The 17,905-nt window shown below is 51.4% G+C and carries 7 protein-coding genes; 6 read left to right on the forward strand and 1 reads right to left on the reverse strand.

From position 1 onward, the window contains the following. Nucleotides 1–96 precede the first annotated feature (96 nt). Nucleotides 97–9,372 carry a retention module-containing protein gene (locus L4D12_RS19755; RefSeq protein ID WP_428449558.1) on the reverse strand — a complete coding sequence of 3,092 codons (9,276 nt, stop codon included), beginning with the start codon at nt 9,370–9,372 and terminating at the stop codon, nt 97–99. A 225-nt stretch (nt 9,373–9,597) separates the two neighbouring features. On the opposite strand from L4D12_RS19755, the gene L4D12_RS19760 reads away from it, so the two are divergent. Genes L4D12_RS19760 through L4D12_RS19785 form a run of 6 tightly spaced genes read left to right on the forward strand, consistent with a single transcriptional unit; the run spans nt 9,598 to nt 17,847 of the window. After that, nucleotides 9,598–10,983, forward strand: coding sequence for an HlyD family type I secretion periplasmic adaptor subunit (locus tag L4D12_RS19760; protein ID WP_428449559.1), 1,386 nt, complete (start codon nt 9,598–9,600; stop codon nt 10,981–10,983). 8 nt (nt 10,984–10,991) lie between these two features. Continuing rightward, nucleotides 10,992–12,323: a TolC family outer membrane protein gene (locus L4D12_RS19765; protein WP_428449560.1), complete on the forward strand. Its 1,332-nt coding sequence runs from the start codon at nt 10,992–10,994 to the stop codon at nt 12,321–12,323. Nucleotides 12,324–12,331: 8 nt separating this feature from the next. Beyond that, nucleotides 12,332–12,958 (forward strand): OmpA family protein, encoded by a 627-nt coding sequence (locus L4D12_RS19770; RefSeq protein ID WP_428449561.1) that lies wholly within the window; start codon nt 12,332–12,334, stop codon nt 12,956–12,958. 35 nt (nt 12,959–12,993) lie between these two features. Next, nucleotides 12,994–13,656 carry a transglutaminase-like cysteine peptidase gene (locus tag L4D12_RS19775; RefSeq protein WP_428449565.1) on the forward strand — a complete coding sequence of 221 codons (663 nt, stop codon included), beginning with the start codon at nt 12,994–12,996 and terminating at the stop codon, nt 13,654–13,656. Nucleotides 13,657–13,700: 44 nt separating this feature from the next. After that, nucleotides 13,701–15,707 carry a bifunctional diguanylate cyclase/phosphodiesterase gene (locus L4D12_RS19780; RefSeq protein ID WP_428449562.1) on the forward strand — a complete coding sequence of 669 codons (2,007 nt, stop codon included), beginning with the start codon at nt 13,701–13,703 and terminating at the stop codon, nt 15,705–15,707. Further along, nucleotides 15,700–17,847, forward strand: a complete 2,148-nt coding sequence (locus L4D12_RS19785; RefSeq protein ID WP_428449563.1) for a type I secretion system permease/ATPase — start codon at nt 15,700–15,702, stop codon at nt 17,845–17,847. The genes L4D12_RS19780 and L4D12_RS19785 overlap by 8 nt, the downstream gene beginning before the upstream one ends. Nucleotides 17,848–17,905: the final 58 nt, after the last annotated feature.

Raw genomic sequence — 17,905 nt, forward strand, 5'->3', positions numbered from 1 at the left:
CTTAGTGTAGATCTGCACGTATGATGACAACTGGCTATTTCATGAGACAGTCTCATTCTCAATACTTCTTCCTACCTAGGCCGCATGACCCAACACTCAATCAACAATAAACGTATTGTTGGTAAATAACTGATTGATAATCTCTGCTGACGATGATCCGCTATCCAGTCCCAATCCGACAACATCGATATTATCCAATACGATATTTTGCTGCTGCGTTGCACTGGCCGCGATATCCAACTGAATGGTGTCGCTATCTTCAACGGTGGCGGTAATATTATTTAGCAAGCGGTCAAGATCTGACTCATCCTCACCGTTATCTGGTAAAGAACCGGGTAACGCATCCGGTAAAATTTCAGCAATATTAAGCTGATCAATCCCGATTTCCATGTCTTTCACCGTATCGGTAAACGGTGTACCTTCCGCACCCAGATCGGCTGTTTGCCAAGTGAATACATCACGTACCCCATCACCCGTACCGTTGCGCTCCCCGCCCCATAGCTCATCACTGCCCGCACCACCGAATAGGGTATCTTCTCCACCGCCGCCAACTAAAATGTCATCGGCCAGCCCCCCAAAGAGTTGCTCATTCGCCGCGCTGCCGAGCACAAAATTTTCACCGTCTGACTCCCCAACGCCAATCTGGTTCCCCGTTTCAGTCAGGTTATCCATCCGGATGCCGATCAACACCTCGGTCGACTCTGCTTGGCTGCCATCACTTTCTTGCGAAATAGCCACTATTGTCAGGTTATTTAAACCCTGAGGTAAATCGGCAATAAACAGATCATCCAACTGTGCCACAGGCACTTGCCAGCTACCGCCGCCATTATTCGTGCCCACTTCCGTCCCCGCGGCATTCACCAGCCGGCCCGGCCCTAAGTTACGCACTTCCACCAGCAAGGTTTCACTGGCATCGGCAACCGCTGCCACCAACCCAATCAAGGGTACTAAAACGCCCAGTGCCGCGCGGGTATTAGTCAATTGCGGAATAGACAGCTCAAGCGTGGGCAAATCTGCTGTGGGTATCACAGTAATATTGATCGTCGTTGTGGCTTGCAACGGCCCGCCCGCACCGACATTGCCATTATCATCGGCGGTCACGGTGATAGTGTCTTCACCACTGAAATTAGGGTCTCCCTGATAGGTGACACCTGCGGCAAAGAGGGTATTAATGTCAGCAAGGCCACCCGCCAATGTGACTGTTCCGCTACCATTGCCCGTAATCGTTACCGAACCCGCCCCTGTTCCCCCTCCAGGATCAGAAACAGTCAACGTGCCGTTAGCCGCTGATAAGGTCACTGTCATAACGCCAGTCGTACCGGTTTCATTAAAATCAACATCTGTCACGCTAAGGTCATTGATCACCAACGCCGTATCTTCTGCCACCGTTTGGTTAGCAATGTCGGGGAGCACTGGCGCATCATCTACCGCCTCGATGGTAAGGGTAATGGTCTGAAAGGTCGCATTACTGTCCAACGCCACATCGGTTTGGTCAACCGCACGAATCGCCAAATCCAACTGACCGTTCCAATTATTACTATTGGCATTGCCGGGAATGAATGTCAGGCTCGCCAGCTCAGTGGCAGGCACTATCACCACCCACACCCCGCCACCTAAATTGCTGGCTGTCCCCGTAACACCGGAGGGCAAAGCGATCTGGCTCGACTCTGGCACATTACTGATTTGCACTTGCAGTGTTTCCGGCGGATTTTCGGTCACATTCGAGGCGGTTCCGGTAAAACTGTCACTGTCATCTTGCACTGTAATGTTCAGAGTCAAAGTGACATCCTGATCTTCTCTGCCGCTCACCGTGGTGGTGATATCGGTATCGACCTTATCGGCAATGGGTTTCACATCGACCATAAACGTGGCGGTATTTTCTTCCGGTAATTCCAGACTGGTCTCTTTGGTGAACACCACAATACCCAGCTCAATCGTGCCACTGAAATTCTTCGGCGGTGTCAGCCCTATCGCCGCTAAATCAAACGCCGTACTACCGGTAGGAACAGAGATACTCCATTCTCCGCCGCCATTATTAGCCGCACCGTCAATGATAAAACCATCCGGCACATTGACAATCTTGACCGATAAAATGGCCTCGGAACCATCCACATCCACCACTTCACCACCGATGCCAGTAAAGCGGATCGGCCCACTGTCCTCGTTGCCCACCACTGGGGTTTCAGTACCCGTGAAATCCAAGGTATCGTTGACCGCAATCACCTCAAACGTGATCGCGCCGCTGAAATCAGCAGTATCTGTCTGCACGGCGGCACCCGACGTTTGATCGTAATTGGCGGTATCGACAATGGTGACATCGACAGTCAATGATATCTCACCGTTGAAATCTTTCGGCGGAATATAGCGCACACTGCTCAGCTGACTGACATCGGTGATGGTCAGGCTGGTCACTTGTTCCCCGGCAGCATTAAGGAAAAACCCGCCCAATGCCCCAGTGGTAACCGTCGCCTGCTGGATGGTTTCCAATCCCTCCAGCGTAGTCGTGCTGATATCCGCCACTGTCGCGGTAATGTCTAACACGATGGTGCCATCTTCATAGGCGATACCGGGATATATCACCTCCGGATCGCCCGCGGCTATCGGCTGCCGATCAGCATCTAATCCTTGGGTTTCGACTACCGAGACCGCAATATCAGGCTCTCGCAAGTTATCACCCATTCGGCTTGGCACATCAACAATGGGGCTGATCCGCACTGGAATACTGTCCGTCACTTCTTTCACATTACCGCTGGCGGTATCAGTATTGACGTATTTCACATCAAGCAAGAAATCACCGGCAAAGTCTTGCGGCAAATTTAGGGTGATGCCCGATAGATTCAGATTACCGTCTGCCGGAACCGGCAACTTAATGACATATTCATTGGTGACAAAATTAAATTCAGTGCCGGAAATAGAGGCGCCAGAGGGCAGACTGGCCGCGCTGATCACCAGCGAAAATTCATCATTGGGCTGATCAGCCGCCGAGGTATCGATGGTGACGATTTGATTGAGAAAGCTGGCCAGATCCACCGCACTGTCTTCATTACCCGTGACGATAATGGTCTGATCGACCGCAATATCAGCCGCCAGTTCGAGATTCAAGGTACTGCCCTGAAAATCAATGGTCAGGGTACTGGTCACTTCGACGATGGCGCTGGGATCGCCATCATCACTTTGATCCTGCACTTGCGCCGCCAGCTGCACGGCCACCGTGCCGGTAAATCCTTCCGGGGCTAAAATCTGAACTGCATTCAAGCTACTGCTGGGAATGGTCCAGCTGCCATCGCCATTATTCACCCCGCCGACCACCACAAACTGGATATTGGGATCAGGGAAGGTGATCACCAGAGTCAGAATCACTTCATCACTGCTGGGGTCAAGGTCTTCAAACACAATTTGGCCATCCGATCCGGCGCCACCAGAAAGATCCAAGCTACCATCACCAGACACAATACTGTCGACAAATTCAGGCTGGCCTTGTGCATTGGTCACCTGCACACCCAGTTCAGCATTTGGCTCGACCACTGCACGCAGCACCACGTTCAGGGTGCCGTTAATCACCTTGGTATCCGTTGCCGGCGAGTCGACATCGGTTTCCGTCACGGTCACTTGGGTGCTAATGGCCGTTGCCCCCGTTAAGTTCAGATCAGAGTTGGGAGGCGCGAGCAGCTGCAACTGTGCCCCCGCCAACAACTGCCCTAGCTGTACTGTATCCAAGGTGACCGAACCTGCGGCATCAATCACCAGTGGCGTTATCGTGCCACCGTTATTGATCTGCAACTGATACCCGGGCTGGAGATTTCCCAGCACCAATCCGGTAATCTCCTCTTTAGTATCTGCCAGTACCGGCTGCCAATTGAGACTATTAAATTCATCCTCAAGGCCATTGCTTTGCCGACTGTAATCAGCCCCGTCGATAATGGGCACAATATGAATGACCAGCTCAAATTCAGAGACGCGGTGATCACCATCATTCTCTGTCACCACCACACTGGCGTTTAATGTAATGTCCTGAGTACTATTCTCGGGGGGCTTGATGCTGATTTCCACCGGTTTGCCCGGCTCACCGATGGCTTCCCCGGTCAGTTTGACTTCATAGCGAGGCAATCCCGTGGTGGGGTCAAACCCCACAAACACCAGTGTCTGCTCATTGCCTTGGGCATCAAAAATACGCGTCCCCTGAGGGATATTGGAAATAACAAAGGTCAAGGTTTCCGAGTCATCCAACGGGGCATTCACCCGTTCACCGGACACCAGATTAAAATCAAGCACCGCAGAAGTATCTTCATCAATAGTGGTTTCAATACCCGGCACGGTACCGCCAACAATGTCGGTCCAGTTGGTGCCATCCAGATCAAAACCCGGTACATCAGCCACCCCGGTCAATCCAATATCAATAAACTGTGCGGGTGTCACCGACACGTCTTCGACTTGCTTAGTCGTTCCATCTGCTTCGGTAATGGTCACCACATCTTTAACCACACCAACGACCGTGATCTGAAAATCAACATTGCTCTCTGGCACCGGGATCAACTGCACCTGATCCAGCGCGCTATACAAAATTTCAACCACCCCGTCAGCATTGGGCACCAACACTGTGCCGTTCTGTTCCAGCTGCGCCCCTGTGGGCAGGGCTGAAATACGAACGAACAAGGTTTCCACCCCAAAATCATCCGCGGTGTCATCCAGCTCCGTCAGCGTGATCAAAGGGGCCAAAGCGATAGGCTGATCTTCCAGTGAATTAATTCGGCTGACTTTCAATTGTGCCTCATCGGCCACCGGCAGGACATTCACCAGAATAGCCTCGGTGATCTGTGCGGTCTCGAACCCCGGCGCAAAGTGGCTCACTTCACGGCTTTGCGCCGTCACATTAAGGCGGATATCACCACTGAAATTATCCGCAGGATTGAGTGCTATCAAGCCAATCGCTGATACCGGGACTTCAAATACCCCCGGCGACACTTGGGTGATGTCCGAGCCGACAATTTCCCCCTCCCCTTCAGTAATGGTAATGAAGTAGGTCAGCACCTCTGAGCCATCATTATCTTGTAGCACCGCTTGAAACGACTCGGTCAGGCTAATATTCGCACCATCTTCGATCCCATTACCGTAATAGGTAACCGTGCTGGGTGCGAATACGGGGGGATCAGCAATACCGAGAATATCAATCGTCAACGTGCCTGATTGCAGCGGATGGTTAACCCCGTCATCGGTGACGACTTGCGCTGTTACGGTAAAATCAATCTCATTACCCGGTTCGGCAAAAGTGGAATAATCGGCATCAGGCACAAAGGTCACGCCCTGCAACGTAAAGATTTCATCCCCATCAGGGTCAGTAAATGCGGATGCTGGCAGCAGTATCTGCCCAGCCGTCGGGATAAGTTCAACACCATTAAGATAAAACAGGCCGTGCGGCTCAGCGGGCAAGACGATGAACACCTCGCCGATCTGCTCATTGCGGTCACCATCCCCGATATCAATCGACATATCGATGGCAATCCCCTGCGTCGGATCGCCCAGTGTTTCATCGGCATTACGTCCCTGATCTTCCACCCCATTGGCAGGCTGTACCGTCAATTCTGGGCCTTCATCGGTGATGGTGATCGTGACCGTATTTTGGCTGGTATCGTCATCACCATCGGTCACTTCCACTTCTACCGAGGTCACTATCGGCTGGCCGGTATGATCAACATTGGGCAAGGCGTTAAAAAACACTCGACCGTTGGGGTTAATCAATAACTGACCGAGTAATTGGCCATCTTGGCTGACATCAAACGAAAAGAAGCCCTGACCATTGGGTGTTCCGGTTAATTCCTGCCGCATACCGGCAATGATCACGGCAGTGACATCGGCATCATCCGCCCCTTCTTGTGATACGGTCAGAATATCGCGGGTTTCGGTTCGATTGCCTTCTTCGACTGGCCGAAAGGCGATCGCTTGGATCTGCGGGATATCATCTTCAACCGTCACCACTAAGTTTGCCGCATTGCTGGTATCGCCGTCCTGATCGTCGGCGGTCACCACGAAGGTCAATTCGAGCTGAGTGTCATTGGCGGGCTGGACGTGATCCAGTGCGCCTAACAAGGTAAACGTCACGCTGCCTGTGGGGGTCAGTACCAGTAGAAAAACAGGCGTACCATTCACTTGGCCTTCATACCGATCACTGGCGGCATTAAATACCAAGGTGACGGCTTGTCCCCCAGCGGTTAAATTGCCGGCATTGGCAGTATTAAACGCGTCAACATCGACCTCAAAAACCTTGATCGCATCCGAGCCGGTATCAAACGTGATCTGCCCGGTGGCGGTTTGCCCCTGCCCTGACGGTGTCGAACCGGGATGGAAATCCCCCCCCGCATCAATATCACTTTCTTTGACCTGTAACGGGGGCGTCGCCTCAATAACGGGATCAACGCCATCCGAAATTACTACCGTAAAAGTGGCTGGCTGAATAACATTGTCACCGTCACTGTCAGTTGCAATTAAAGGCACATTCAGTACCATTTCGTCGCTGTTCACTGCAATATACGGTGAACTCACCGATACAATATGATCAAGTGGAACAAACTGCGAGGTCACCATAGTGACAACAATGTCATCGCCGTTACTGGCTTGTGCTGCCGACAACGTCACACTGACCGCTAAGGTATTATCCGGTAATCGCCCTTCCAATACGCCTGTTATAGCGTTCAAGGCAGCAGGGTTCGTGGCAGGGATAAAGGTAAAAACCAGAGGTTGCCCAGCCGACGTCAATGCCGTCTGCCACGCCGCGATCAACGCATTGATCTGAGCGGGATCAATCGTCAATGAATCAGGCAGGATCCGATCTGCCCCCGCTACCATGGTCAGCGTGGCGGTGACGGTTTCGGGGTAATTACTGGGATTCAAATCCGGCTCGACTAACGCAGCAGCAACCGTTTCGCCACCGGGCGGATCAACGCCATCATTCAGGCTGATGGTAATGCTACTTTGAACGGCATCGCCATCATCATCCGTTGCTCTGACATTTATGGGCAGTTGAATTTGGTTGCTGCTAACCGGCTGATCAAACGCATCTGACATCACCACCGAATAGTTGCCATCAGTGGCAATATTGACGGTCAGAATGACTTCGCCCGTCGTATTCATTATCGTCAACTGATTTTGGCTAACTTGATAACTGACGGCTTCACCATTGCTGCTGAATCCGGCAATCACAGTCGATAAAGCCGGATTATCCACAAACACCAGGCTGGCAATGGCGTCACTGCCGACATCCACGACAATCTGCCCGGTCGCCGTGGTCGTCTGCCCGGTAGTGACGTTATCCGGGTCAACCAAGCTTGCGCCGCTGTCTGCGCCAAACGTAGGCAATGGACCATCATTTATGGTGACAGTCACGACGGCAGGGGCATCGAGAAAATCGCCATCAGAATCATTGGCCTGTATGGGTAGCGAGATCACCAGCTTCTCGCCATTCACCGCAACCAGTCCGCTGCTGTTTGATGCGGAAACATGATCAAGGGGAAGACGCTGTTCCAGCACTACTGTGACAACCAGATCCTGACCATTCGCTCCCTGTGCCGCCGTCACCGTGAGCGTCACCGCAATGGCACCGCTGACCAAGCTACCACTTAATATCCCTGTCGCTTGGTCATAACTGAATGTCAGCGGCTGCCCACCTGAACGTACATCGGTATTCAGCTCGGCAATCAAGGTCGCCAGTTGCTGCTGATCAATCGAGACCGTATTGGGATCTAAACGATCAATACCTGCGGTAATATCGACGTTTGTCTGTGCCGTAATAGGATATTCATTGGGAACTAAATCCGGCTCAGTAATGGTGATCTCACCGGTTTCCCCTCCGGGCGGGCTATTGCCGTCAATGGTAATTAAAACCACTTGCCCGGCTGCCGTATCGCCGTCGAAATCCGTCGCTGTAACGGCCACATCTAGTACCAACTGCGCACGGGTTAATTGATCGAGCGGCTGCGTTAAATTAGCGGTATAACTGCCATCGGTTTCAATCTTAAGGGCAAGCACGAGTTCACCACGGCTATCCACCAGCTGCAGCTGATCGCCATTAGTGATCACCGTGGTCGCAAAACCATTACTGGTCAAGCCATCTAAACCGGGTTGCTGCGCATCAAATATCACGCTGCGAATAGTATCACTGCCAAGATCAATGGGTACCGCACCCGCCACTGTCTCACCCGCGTCTTCACCCAAGGCATCTGCTTCGTCAATCACCGTTCCGGGATCGGTGCCAAATTGAGGCGCTAACCCGTCAACAATGGTGCTACTGATCAATACCGGATTATCGAGGGAATTACCGGCCAGATCGTTACCTTGTATCGCTAACACCACGGTCAGGCTGTCGTTACCAAAGGTCACCAAACCACTGCCGTCTTCGATGTGATCAATTGGCCGTTCAAGCAATGTCGTAACGGTGAGTGCCACCTCTCGGCCAGTGGAATCGGCGTTGAGCTGAAAAGTGACCACCGTATTACCTGCCACACCATCTCCAATCCCATCACTGGTACCCACCAGCGTGCCAATAATCGCGTTAGTGGTGATATTGAATGAGAAACTCACTGGCTGGCCACCGGAGGTGATCTGGCTATCAAGCTCTGCTATTAGCTGTGACAACGTCACTAAATCAAATGTGAAGGATGCTGCGTCCAGTGGCAAGGTCCCTGCCGCCACCGATACCATTACACTTGATTCAGACGGATAAGTATTGGGTTGTAAATCCCCCTCGGTGAGCTGCATACTCCCGGTTTCCCCCCCTTCGGGGACAAACAGTGGCGTACTGTCATCGCTCTCCTCTGACTCATCTCGCTCATAGCGGGTTTCAAATCCCGCCTCAGTCAAAATGGCATCACCATCATATAAAATGATCACAAAACCACTGTTGGCGGCATCACCTGCGAGCCCTGTTCCGGCCTCGATACCAGCCGCTGGTGCTTCGAGTAATTCCGTCGGGTCCCCACCCGCTAAGATGAAGCTTTGTAGATCGGCTAATTCCTGCGCGGAGAGTGCCTGAGACTGAATATCGGTATCACTGACAGGTTTACCCTTCTCTATCATTTCAGCCGTATCGACAACATCACCAGACCACGCGGGATCAACACGGCTATCAGGCTGTGGTGCAATCAACACGCAGGTCGGGCACGGCCAGTTCAGCAAAATAGGCTCGCCATCGCGCATAACCATATATTTGGCGTTACTGTCAGCAAACACCACAGTAGCGATGTCTTGCAGTGGGTAGGTGTCAGTCACGACCGTCACTGATCCATTGGGCTGAGGAATGATCACGCTGCCTTGTTCAACAATGATTTCAGCTGCAGAATTAAACGTATTTGACTCGGAAATCGCAGGGGGATTGGTCGCCATAATGAACAGCACTCTCTAGGTTGAGCTCGCTTATTACCCAAGTTACCTCCTCAAGTGTAGTCTCACCCCCGAGCCTCATTCCACAAACCCTAGACCGTTCTCATTTTTTATAATTCCCATTCTCGCTACGCCGTAAAAGCTGCCTATCCCCTATGCTTGGTTGGGTCAAAGAACATTGATCTGACATTCATACTGATGAATCAATAACGAAGACATAAAACAAGCATGGCCAAACACTCTCTCGATCCTGAGAATATCGAATTTGCCGATGACACTCAGGCATCACTGTTGCTTAAAACGCCTGTTAGTGCCCGTATTCTATTATGGATTGTGGCCGCATTTTTCGTCACGGCCTTAATTTGGGCCGGGCTGGCCAATTTAGATCAAGTCACCCGAGGGCAGGGCAAAGTGATCCCGTCATCCCAGCGCCAAATCGTCCAGAACCTCGAAGGGGGTATCCTCAAAGCTATCTTGATCCAAGAAGGGGAGCAAGTCAGTGCCCACCAACCGCTGATGCAAATCGACGACACCCGTTTTCGCTCTGATGTCGAAGAGAAAAACCAAGATCTAGCAGGGCTTCAGGCCGATGCGATTCGACTGACAGCACTGCTGCAAAGTGTACAGACCAAAAAAATCACCGACACCCATTGGTCACACTCCGTCACTGTCTCATCCGTACCGCTCATTTTCCCCGATGACTTCCATCAGCAACACGCCGCTCTGATCCGCCGCCAGAGCCACGAATACCGCGATAAACTGGCTAACCTTGATAATCAACTCTCGGTCATCGCGCAGCAGATCACCCAAAAAGCCCGTGAACTCGATGAGGCCCGGGCGCGCTTGGCAAACCAGAAGCAAAGTTACTCACTTACCCGTGAAGAATATCGGATCACCAAACCGCTTGCCGATGAAGGGGTGGTTCCCAGAGTGGAGCTGCTTAAGCTCAAACGTCAGGTCAACGATACCCGCCGCGAGATGACCTCAACCGAACTGCAAATCCCCGTCCTCAAGGCCGCCTTTCACGAAGCCATCTACAAGCGGCTCGATATTGCACTCAACTTCCGCTCCGAAACCCAAGCCGAACTCAACCAGACCTCAGACAAAATTGACACCCTGAGTCAAACCCATATTGGCTTACAAGATAAGGTTACCCGCACTGTTGTCACCTCTCCGGTGAACGGCACCGTGCAGAAAATTCACATCAATACTATCGGCGGGGTGATCCAACCGGGAATGGACTTGATTGATATCGTTCCAACCGAAGACAACCTCGTGATTGAAGCCAAAATCGCCCCCAAAGACATTGGCTTCCTTCGCCCGGGTTTGCGCGCCATCGTCAAGTTTACCGCTTACGACTTCACTCAGTATGGTGGGCTGGACGGCACGCTCGAGCATATCAGCCCCGATACTGTCGTTGACGAAGAAGGCAACAGTTTCTATCACATACAGATCCGTACCGACCATACTCACTTCACGGATCCACTCGGTAATCAACTACCCATTATACCCGGTATGACCGCCGCTACTGACATCATCACCGGCAAACAAACCGTGCTGCAATATTTACTCAACCCGGTGCTCAAAGCCCGTCACACTGCACTCAGGGAGTAACCAAGACGATGCGCTATCACAACATTCTCAGACATGGCTGTTCACTCAACGTTCTGATACTGACTCTCGGTATCACGCTATTGCCAAGCTCGGCACTCGCTCAGTCGCTAGAGCAAGCCGTTGCCGACACGTTAGCGACAAATCCCGACATCAAACGAGCCTATAACACGTTTATGAGTCGGAACGAATCCACTCGCTCAGCACTGGGCGACTACTTACCTTCATTGGATGTCGAGGCCGGTGCTGGCTACGAAAACTATGACAACACCACGAACAGTACCGGTGATTATCAGCCTCTTGATGCTACCATCAGCCTGCGTCAATTGATCTGGGATGGATCCATCACCTACCACGATATCCAACGTAATAAAGCCGAAGCCGAAGCACAGCGTTATCAACTGTTGGCTGATGCACAAGATAAGGCTCTGCTAGTCAGTGAAATTTATCTTGATACCTTAGAAGCGCAGGCCGTTCTGACGCTATCGCAGAATAATTACGCCATTCACCAGCGTATGTACACCAATATAAAAAAGCGTACCGATTCGGGTATTGGCTCGACGGCAGATATGTCTCAGGTTGAAGGCCGTCTGGCTCGTTCGCATGCCAATTTGCTTGCCGCTGAAAGTAACCTGCAAGACAAAACCACTGAATTTTATCGGGTAGTTGGTCGCTTACCGGAGCACCTGGAAAAGCCCGAAGTAGATCAGAACTACCTCCCCACTTCACTGGACAGCGCCCTAAGCCACGCAAAAGAACATAATCCGGTACTGTTTGTCGCAAGTAATGACATTGATGCCGCCAATTATCAGTACAAGCAAGCCAAAGGGAATTTCTTCCCCTCGTTCTCTGTTGAGGCATCACAAGAGTGGGGTGACGATCTCGATGGAGCCCCCGGCAATACCAACGAATTCAAAGCCGGAATTCGCATGCGTTATAACCTGTTTAATGGCGGATCAGACAGCGCAGACAGCCGACGTGCCGCTTACCAGATCAACCAATCCAAAGATATCCGAGACCGAGCCCACCGCCTGCTGGAAGAAAGCACCCGCTTAGCCTGGAGTGCCATGGAGCTGGCCCAGCACCAAACCTTATATCTGCAGCAGCATGTTGATGCGTCTGCCCGTACCGTCATCGCCTATGAGAAACAATTTCGAATTGGCAAACGCACCCTGCTTGATGTCCTCAATACTGAAAATGAGCTATTTGAAGCGCGTAAGTCATACCTCGACGCGCATTACGCCGGGATTATTGCCCAATACCGAGTACTGAATGCGACAGGTAAGCTACTGGATGAGATGCGAATAGATACCCCTTCTCTGTGGTCAACATCCGTGCGCTAGGAGGAAAAATGGCTAAGCAATCTCTCAATCATCGTATCCAATCAATGACCACCTTATGGATGTTACTGTTCACACTGATCACGATGGGCTGCGCCACCAACGCAGAAACCCCACCTGTCGCCCAGCAATCCCAGGATCTGTTTGATGATGATGACGATGGAGTGATCAACGCCCGGGATAAATGTCCCGGCACGCCACATGATGCCATTATTGATAACAATGGCTGCCCGACGCTGGTTGAACGCAACGAATCCAATGACCTCCATATCTTGTTTGCCAATGACTCCACCGTTATCCCTTCGCCATTTCTGCCGCAAATTCAAAAAATGGCCGCTTTCCTTGCCAGCTATCCAGAAGCCCACATTGAGCTCAAAGGCCACGCCAGCCCAGTCGGTAATCATGATTATAACCTTGGCTTATCCCAGCGTCGGGCAGAGGTTGTCCGCCGACAGCTCATTAGCGACGGCGTCGCCCCTAACCGGATCAAAACACTGGGGTTCGGTGATAACGATCCCGTTGCAGCCAGCAGCACGGAGGAAACAAATACCCTCAGTCGTCGAGTCACCGCCCGTGTGCGTGGCGAACGTGGCAATGTATTGCAAGAGTGGACCATATTTTCAGTCCGGACTAATTAACGATGGGACACCCACTGAGCGCACTCACGTCCACCATGCTCATCCTCTGCTTGATCATGCTGTGGCCAATATCCCGGGCATTGGCGCTAACGCCAGATGAACAGCAGAGTGTCATGCTCATTAAGCAAGCTTATGGCAAGCGAGCTGGCATGCGCGTTACCGCATGGCGTCAATTACTGGCTGACATCCAACAACAAAGAGAACTGGCGCAACTCCAACAAGTTAATAGCCTGTTTAATCAGCTGCTGTTTCTCGATGATCTCGACATCTGGGGTCAATCGGACTACTGGGCTACCCCGCTCGAGTTTCTCGGGGTTGGTGCGGGTGACTGTGAAGATTTCAGCATCGCCAAATACTTCTCATTGCGTGAGCTAGGGATTGCCGATGAAAAACTCCGTCTGATTTATGTCAAAGCCCTGAGTTTAGATCAGTTCCATATGGTACTGGCCTACTACCCATCACCAGCAGCCGTACCCCTGGTACTGGATAATCTGACTCCGGATATTCTGCGCGCCACTGAGCGTCACGATCTCCAACCGATATACAGCTTTAACGGCAGCAAACTGTGGCTGATGAAATTACAGGGCGAAGGGCAATCAATCGGTAAAGCCAGTCAGCTGAAGAAATGGAACCTGCTGCGCTCCCGATTTCGGGGTAAGCAGCTGGCGCAACCCATCATCGACATTGATAACGACTAAGACTAACGAAAATACACAGTAACTAATAGGAGGCTGGAGAAGGTATGACACTGTATTCCCGTTTGTTTCTCTGGCTACTCGTACTCTTTACCCTGCTTCTGGGTGGGATTTTCTACAGCCAGCTCACGACAACCCGCAGCTATCTGGTTGAGCAGCAAACAGTCGAACTGGACAATGCCATCCATGCGGTCGGTTTGGCACTATCATCCTACCTGAAAGAAAACGATCCGGTAGCGATAGAATCGGTACTCAATGCCATGTTTGATGGCAGCTACTATCAACAGGTGGTATTGGATATCTTTACCCCGCCATCGCAGATAGAACGCCATTATGCGATTACTCCCAACCAAGTGCCCGCACTGTTTGTACAGTGGATTGATATCCCTACGATTACTCGTAAAAACACCCTCACCAGTGGCTGGATGCAACTCGCCACCATTACCATCAAAAGCCAGCCCGCTATCGCTTACAGCAAACTGTGGCAAAGTAGCCTGGAGTTACTCACTACCTTTCTTGGCTGTTTTATGGTTGGGTTGGTCTTACTCAAGCTGATCCTCGATAAGTTGGTTAAACAGCCATTATCTACCCTGCAGATGAAAGCCCGCGCCATTGCCCGCCATGAATTCGACCCACCGCTCGCAGAACCGACGACCCGCGAACTCAAAGACGTGGTTATCGCATTCAATCACATGTCATTCCAACTCGAACAATACATCACGCAACAAGCCCAGCAGGCCGATATCCTGCGCAAACGCGCCTATCAGGATCCAGAATCAGGCCTTGGCAACCGACGACTCTTATTGCTGCAACTGGAAGACTGGCTGGAACAGATGCTGACAGGAGGCGCGATCATCATCAAAGCCAGTGCTATTCAACACTATATTGATACGAAAAGTTTCGATCATGCGGCAAAACTCACCCAAGCATTTGGACATAAACTACTACTGTTAGTCGCCCCGACGATTCACGTTGGCCGCCTGAGCCCGAGTGAGTTTTTACTGATCATCTCAAATAAAAATCCGCAGGCATTAACCGATCTCGCCCACGAAACCGTTAATCAACTCGTCACCATTCAGCAAGCCTGCTCACCAGATATTGATAGCCAAATTTGGGCGGGTATCGTCGTAAAGCCTAGCGGAGACGACGAAGCCGTACTGACCACCGTGCCCCAGCTGCTCGCACAGTGTGACAATGCCCTGGCCTTAGCCCTTCAGCATAGCGATAACATCGCACTGCTCGACGATGCATCCGGGGCAATACAAAATCAATGGGGAAAACAACAATGGCTTGATCTTTGCCATCAGGCAGTCGTCAATAACACTATCACGCTCATTTTCCAGTCTGCCAGACTCCCTACGGGTAAAGAGCTTCATCAGGAGGTGTTCTCCACCATCACGCGAAATGGGAGAGATTATCGGGCAGGCCAGTTCTTGCCGGCCCTTGAAGCGCTCAATGAAACCACGTTCTTTGACCGTTATATGATAACCAAAGCAGGTGATCACCTGCTTCAATACCAGCATCATAACCCACACATAATCAGTATTAATCTTACTAATCACAGTATCCAGGACACGGGGTTCATTCAATGGCTCGATATCTATCTAACGCAGCACCCCACCATTAGCCAGCAACTGATTTTCGAACTCCCAGAAAGCGCCTTCATTTATACGCCCGATCCCGTTAACTTGCTCTGCCATATTCTGGACAAGCACCACTTCAGCTATGGCATCGATAATTACGGCTACCATTTCAGCTCCGTCAGCTACCTGCGCCAATACCGTCCCCGCTACGTTAAACTCGATTTTGCTTACACGCGTAAACTGGATGATGAGATCCAGCGAGATGCACTCAATGCCCTCACGCGCACCGCTCGTAGCCTCGATATCCTCACTATTGCAACTCGGGTAGAAACCCCACAGCAGGTAAAAATATTAACCTCGCTAGGCATCGACGGTATTCAGGGGTTTGCCATGGCCTCCCAGAAAGACCGTGATGTAGAAAGTAATAAAAGACGTAATACAAAGCGTGACTCAGGAGGTGATCATGAGTGATCCTCTGCTTAATGCCTTGATCACCGTCTGCCAACACTATGGCCTACCCTGTTCACGCGACAGTTTGCTCGCCGGATTAGCACTTAATGACGGCTATCTCAGTCCCCCATTATTTGTTCAGGCCGCTGAAAATGCGGGCTTAAAGGCCAAAGAAACCCATTTAGGCTTGTCTCAGATCTCACCGCTGCTGCTACCGGTTGTCGCCATGCTGACCGACAATCGAGCCTGTGTCGTACTCGCGATTAACGACGAACAACGACAAGCCCAGATCACCCCTTTTACCGCAGAGCAAACTGATAGCCAGCAGCAATGGATCGACTTTGACGAGCTGGAACAGCAGTTCCTCAACCGTGTTTTTCTGATCAAGCGACATTTTCAATTTGATGCCCGCAGCCCCGAGCAATTTGTGAGCCCTGAGCAACATTGGTTTTGGGGTACGCTATGGCAGTCTAAAGCGATTTACCGGGATGTATTCATTGCATCAATTCTGATCAACCTGTTCGCTATCGCCACCCCGCTATTTACCCGTTTGGTGTACGACAAAATCGTTCCCAACCAAGCGTTTGACTCCCTCTGGGTACTGGTCAGCGGGATGGCGATCATTTTTCTCTTTGATTTCCTGCTCAAAACATTGCGAAGCTACTTTATCGATCTTGCCGGGAAAAAGTCCGATCTCGTCATATCATCGGCAATTTATCGGAAAGTAATGGGAATTAAAATGGCGGCACGTCCGCCGTCAGTCGGTGCATTTGCCCGTCATTTACAAGAGTTCGAGTCAATACGTGAATTATTCACCTCTGCGACGTTAGCTTCGCTGATTGATCTGCCATTTGCCTTACTGTTTCTGCTAGTCATCTGGCTGATCGCCGGACCCCTAGTCTTCGTCCCGATTATCGCCGTCATACTGCTCGCACTGTTTAGTCTGATGATCCAGCGCCCACTGCGAAACAGTATCGAGCAGGGATCCAAGCTGGCATCACAGAAACACGCCAACTTGATCGAGAGCTTGGCCGGACTGGAAACCGTCAAACAACATGGGGCACAGCATCAATTTCAGTACAAGTGGGAGCAAGCCATTGCACATATGGCTAACTGGGGGATGCAGTCACGCCGCCTCACCGATAGTATCGGCAATCTGGCGGGCTTTACCCAGCAAACGGTCTCGGTCGCCGTGATTGTAGTCGGGGTGTACCTGATCGCTAACGGTCAGCTATCAGTGGGTGGGCTGATTGCGGCCTCAATGCTCACCAGCCGAGCCATCGCCCCAATGGTCCAACTGTCACAACTCTCAACCCGCTACCACCAAGCTAAATCGGCAATGACTATTATCAATGACATCATGGCGATGCCTGACGATATCGATCATCACCGACGCTATCTGGATTCCGTACTTAGCGGTGCCATTTGCTGTGACAACCTCTGTTTCAGCTACCCCTGTAACCAACAATCTTCAAACAGTTTAGCTGCAGATCAACATGCCGCCATTCCGGCGCTGCATCATCTTAACCTAACCATTCAACCCGGAGAAAAAGTGGCAATTATTGGCAAGATCGGTGCGGGGAAAAGTACCTTACAACGGCTGCTGTGCGGGCTGTATTCACCTTCTGAGGGCAGTATTCGGTTTGATAATATTGATATCCACCAGCTTCATCCTTTAGCACTGCGCCGCCAAATCGGCTGTGTATCACAAGATACCACCCTATTTTACGGCTCTATTCGCGACAACATCACCCTCGGTAACCCACAGTCCAGCGATACCGCTATCCACACCGCTTGCGAACAAGCCGGGGTTAACCGGTTTACCCATCATGAGCCTGATGGGCTGGATCGCCAAGTCGGTGAGGGCGGGCATCAACTGTCAGGTGGACAAAAACAAGCGATTGCCATCGCCCGCGCCCTGCTGAGCCAACCAAAAATATTGATCTTTGACGAACCCACCAGCAACATGGACAGTTCTGCCGAACAACACTTACGCCACTACCTCAGCACATTAGATACCAGCCATACCCTGTTGTTGTTTACCCATAAAACCAGCATGCTCGAAGTAGTCGATAGGCTCATTGTTTTAGACCGAGGACAAGTGGTAGCCGATGGCGAGAAAGAAGCGGTGCTAAGACAGATGAGGGGGGAACGGTCATAACTCAACCGCGCTCAAAATTAAAAGAAGTATTCTAAATCTACTCCCCTCCCATTATGCC

Origin of the sequence: Photobacterium nomapromontoriensis, assembly GCF_050336815.1 — a bacterium.
In the GTDB taxonomy this organism is placed as follows: Bacteria; Pseudomonadota; Gammaproteobacteria; order Enterobacterales; family Vibrionaceae; genus Photobacterium; species Photobacterium nomapromontoriensis.

Coding starts and splice junctions, on each gene's coding strand:
- L4D12_RS19755 (WP_428449558.1), bottom strand. CDS start 9,372: ATGGCGACCAATCCCCCTGCGATTTCCGAGTCAAATACGTTTAATTCT.
- L4D12_RS19760 (WP_428449559.1), top strand. CDS start 9,598: ATGGCCAAACACTCTCTCGATCCTGAGAATATCGAATTTGCCGATGAC.
- L4D12_RS19765 (WP_428449560.1), top strand. CDS start 10,992: ATGCGCTATCACAACATTCTCAGACATGGCTGTTCACTCAACGTTCTG.
- L4D12_RS19770 (WP_428449561.1), top strand. CDS start 12,332: ATGGCTAAGCAATCTCTCAATCATCGTATCCAATCAATGACCACCTTA.
- L4D12_RS19775 (WP_428449565.1), top strand. CDS start 12,994: ATGCTCATCCTCTGCTTGATCATGCTGTGGCCAATATCCCGGGCATTG.
- L4D12_RS19780 (WP_428449562.1), top strand. CDS start 13,701: ATGACACTGTATTCCCGTTTGTTTCTCTGGCTACTCGTACTCTTTACC.
- L4D12_RS19785 (WP_428449563.1), top strand. CDS start 15,700: ATGAGTGATCCTCTGCTTAATGCCTTGATCACCGTCTGCCAACACTAT.